This is a genomic window from Deltaproteobacteria bacterium, assembly GCA_009929795.1.
Lineage (GTDB): Bacteria > Desulfobacterota > Desulfovibrionia > Desulfovibrionales > Desulfomicrobiaceae > RZZR01.
Map to the genome: position 1 here is coordinate 1 of RZZR01000213.1, position 3,439 is coordinate 3,439.

Sequence of the window (3,439 nt, forward strand, 5' to 3'; positions counted from 1 at the left end):
GATGAGGATGATGAACCCGAGCATGGTCAGGAGGTCCAGGGGCTGGGGGGCGATGAAAAGGTTCACCAGCCTGAGTCCCATGAGGCCACCGACCGCGGCCAGGGGCACGGTGAACATGATTACCAGGGGGTACAGAAAATTCCCGAACAGGGCCGACATGAGCAGGTAGGTGATGACCACGGCCAGGATAAGGTTCCATTTGAGAACGTCCCAGGTCTGAACGAGTTTGTCGGCCGCCCCGCTCATCCGAACCTGCATGCCCCTCAAAAGGCCAGCCTGCCTGGCCTGATCCACCACTTGCGCCTGGATCATTTCCATGCCGGACTGGATGGGAACCGCTTCCGGAGGGGTGACCTGCAGGGTGATGGTTCGCATCCGCTCCAGATGGCGGATCTCTGTCAGGCCGCTGGTTCTCTCCATCTCGGCAAGGGAACTGACCGGGACCACCCGCCCCTGTGGGGTGACCACAAGGGCCCCGGCCAGTGCCTCGGGTGAAGAGATGTCCTCATCGCCTCCCTTGACGATGAGGTCGATCTTTTTCTCACCTTCCTGCTTGAACTCCCCGGCCTTTCGCCCGTCAAGGAGGATGTCCAGGGCCGTTCCCAGATCGGTGACGGTCATGCCCGAGGCCTTGAGACGTTGCTCCCTGGGCAGAAAACGGACCTCTGGATAGGCGATTTCGAGGGACGGAATGGGCCGGACCTGGGCTCCGGGAATGGCCTGCATGATGGCTCCGTACATGAAACCGGCTGTCCGGACCAGCCCGGATAGATCCTTGCCACTGACGTCCACATCGATATTGCGCCCCGCCCCGAGCTCGTTCTGGAAGATCCCGGCCTGGACCGTGACCCCGAAGATACCCGGAAAGGAGTTGACCACCGGCATGAGCGACGGGATGAGTTCCGCGGCCTGTTGCTCCTTGTCCGAGATGATTCCCATGAGCATGATGGACTCGGCCCCGACGTAAAAGGTCTGCCGAATTCCCGGGGGGACATCCTTGTCCCGCTCCTCTCCCCTCTCGACCATTAAAGGACCCAGCCTTTCGTGGAGGCCGAGGCCCACGGCCTCCCGCTCCTCGTAGGACAGACCGGGTGGAGGGATGAAGATGCACAAAAGCAGGTTCCGGTTGCCCTGGGGCAGGTATTCCATCTTGGGCATCATGGCCACGGCCAGGGCCACGGCCGCCCCGGTCAGCCCGACGATGGTCACGAACCGGGCGAAAACATTCCCCGTGCCCAGCCTGACCAGCGTCATGATCCCCTCGGCGATCCAACCCCCGAAAACGGCCGACACCCCATTGGATTGTTCTTTCTTCCTCCTGGACAGGGAAAAGAACATGTTGGCCAACATAGGGATGACCAGGACCGAGACCAGCATGCTGAGCGTGATGGCGCAGGTCACGGCCAGGGCGATGTCCTTGAACAGCTGGCCGGCCTCCTCCTGAATGAAGACCACCGGCAGGAACACGGCCACCGTGGTCAGGGACGAGGCCAGAACCGCCCCCCAGACCTCGCGAACTCCGTCATAGGCCGCGTCGAAAGGTCTTTTACCCATGCCTCGATGGCGGTCGATATTCTCCAGAACCACGATGGCGCTGTCCACGAGCATGCCCACGGCAAAGGCGATGCCTGCCAGGCTGATAACGTTCAGGTTTCGGCCCAGGATGTCCATGAACATGAAGGTGCCGATGATGCTGATGGGAATGGACAGGGTGACGATGATGGTCGAGGACAGTGAACGCAGAAAGATGAACAGAACCAGAACGGCCAGTATACCTCCGATGAGGATGTTGTTCTTAACCAGGTCAATGGCCCCCTGGATATAGGGTCTCTGGTCGTAGACCCAGTTGAGATGGAGGCCTCGGGGCTCCAGCATATTTTCGTTCAAGTCAAGGACCACCTGCTCCACGGCCCTGGTCAGGTCGAGGACGTTCACCCCTGGCTCCGGCTTGACCCCAACCACAATGCCCGGCTCACCCCGCTCAAGCATGGCGTCCCGTTTCTTCTCGAAGCCGAATCCGACCGTGGCAAGATCCCTGACCCTGACCAGGCGGTCTCCATGGGCCCGAACGACACGACTCTCGATGTCCTGAGGGGACACGAACTCCCCCACGGTCCTGATCCGGTAGTTTCTGCGTCCGATGTCCAGATCGCCCGAGGACATGGACACGTTGTCGGCGTCTAACGCCGCAAGAAGCTCGGCCAGGGTCACGCCGTGGGCGGCCATGCGGCTGGCGTCGACCACGACCTGCATCTCCTGTTCGGTCCCGCCGTACACGAAGAGATCGGAGATCCCATCGACACGTTCCAAAAATTGACGGACATCGTTCTCGAAAAAGGTCCGATATTCCTCAATGGGCCGCGGATTGTCGGGGAGAGTCTGGAGGAACATCCAGACGATGGGCTCGGTGGCCGCACCCGAGGCTGAGATGACCGGCTTGTCCACCCGGTCCGGATACTTCTGGACTTCGTCCAGCTTGTTGGAAACCCGTAAAAGCGCCGAGTTGAGATCCGTCCCGACCTTGAACCGCAGGGTGATCTGGCCCATGGCGTTGCCTGCGGTGCTCTCCATCTCCACCAGGCCAGGCAGGCCCTTGAGGACCTTTTCCTGTTCCTCGATGATCTCCCTCTCCACCTCGTACGGGGTGGCCCCCCTCCACGTGGTGGTCACGGTGATGCTCGGCTCGGTCACGTCCGGGCTCAGCTGATAGGGCATGTTCCACAGGCCGATGAGGCCGAAGAGCACCACCAGGATGACACCGACAATAGTGGTCACCGGCTTGGTGATCGAAAAACGGATGATGTCCACGAATCCCCTCTTGGGCCCTACTGTCCCGTATCAATTACGGCCAGGGGCTGGCCCGGCTGCAGACGTTCGTTGCCTTTGACCACCACCCGGTCCCCATCCTGAAGGCCCTCGGATTCAATGCCGACCCGGTTTCCGGCGTAAACCAGCGGCCTCACCGGCACCATTCGGGCCGCGCCGTCTTGCACGGCCACCACCATCGGACCCATACCCTTGTCCACCAGGGCGTCCCTCAAAACGATCATGGCCCGTACAGCCTCGCCTACTGGCAGGGTGACCATGGCCTCGGTTCCGGCCGCCAGCCCTTGGTCGCTGCTCAGGCGGACCCGTACAGGAACGGTTCTGGAATTCTTGTCGGCCAGGGGAATGGCGGCTCGAATCACGCCCTTCATTGGTCGGCCGTTGACCGTCACCTCAACCTCGGCCCCGTTCGCGACATGTTCCAAAAACTGCTGGGGCAGAGGGATTTCGCCCTCCACGTTTCGGTCATCGGCCACCCTGGCCACCAGCCCTCCGACGGCTAGCCATTCTCCGACCTCGGCTCCCTTTTCGATGACCACCCCGTCGAAATCGGCCCTGACGGTTTTCTTGTCCCGCTCCAATAGCCTGGCCTCCAGATCGGCCCGCCGCAGCG

The 3,439-nt window shown here is 61.5% G+C and carries 2 protein-coding genes; both read right to left on the minus strand.

What is annotated here, in order from left to right; translation table 11 throughout:
• Positions 1-2,808 (minus strand): efflux RND transporter permease subunit (locus EOM25_13290; GenBank protein ID NCC26148.1); only part of this gene is annotated, 2,808 nt, incomplete at its 3' end.
• Between the two features lie 17 nt (positions 2,809-2,825).
• Positions 2,826-3,437, minus strand: a complete 612-nt coding sequence (locus tag EOM25_13295) for an efflux RND transporter periplasmic adaptor subunit (GenBank protein ID NCC26149.1) — start codon at positions 3,435-3,437, stop codon at positions 2,826-2,828.
• Between the last annotated feature and the right edge of the window lie 2 nt (positions 3,438-3,439).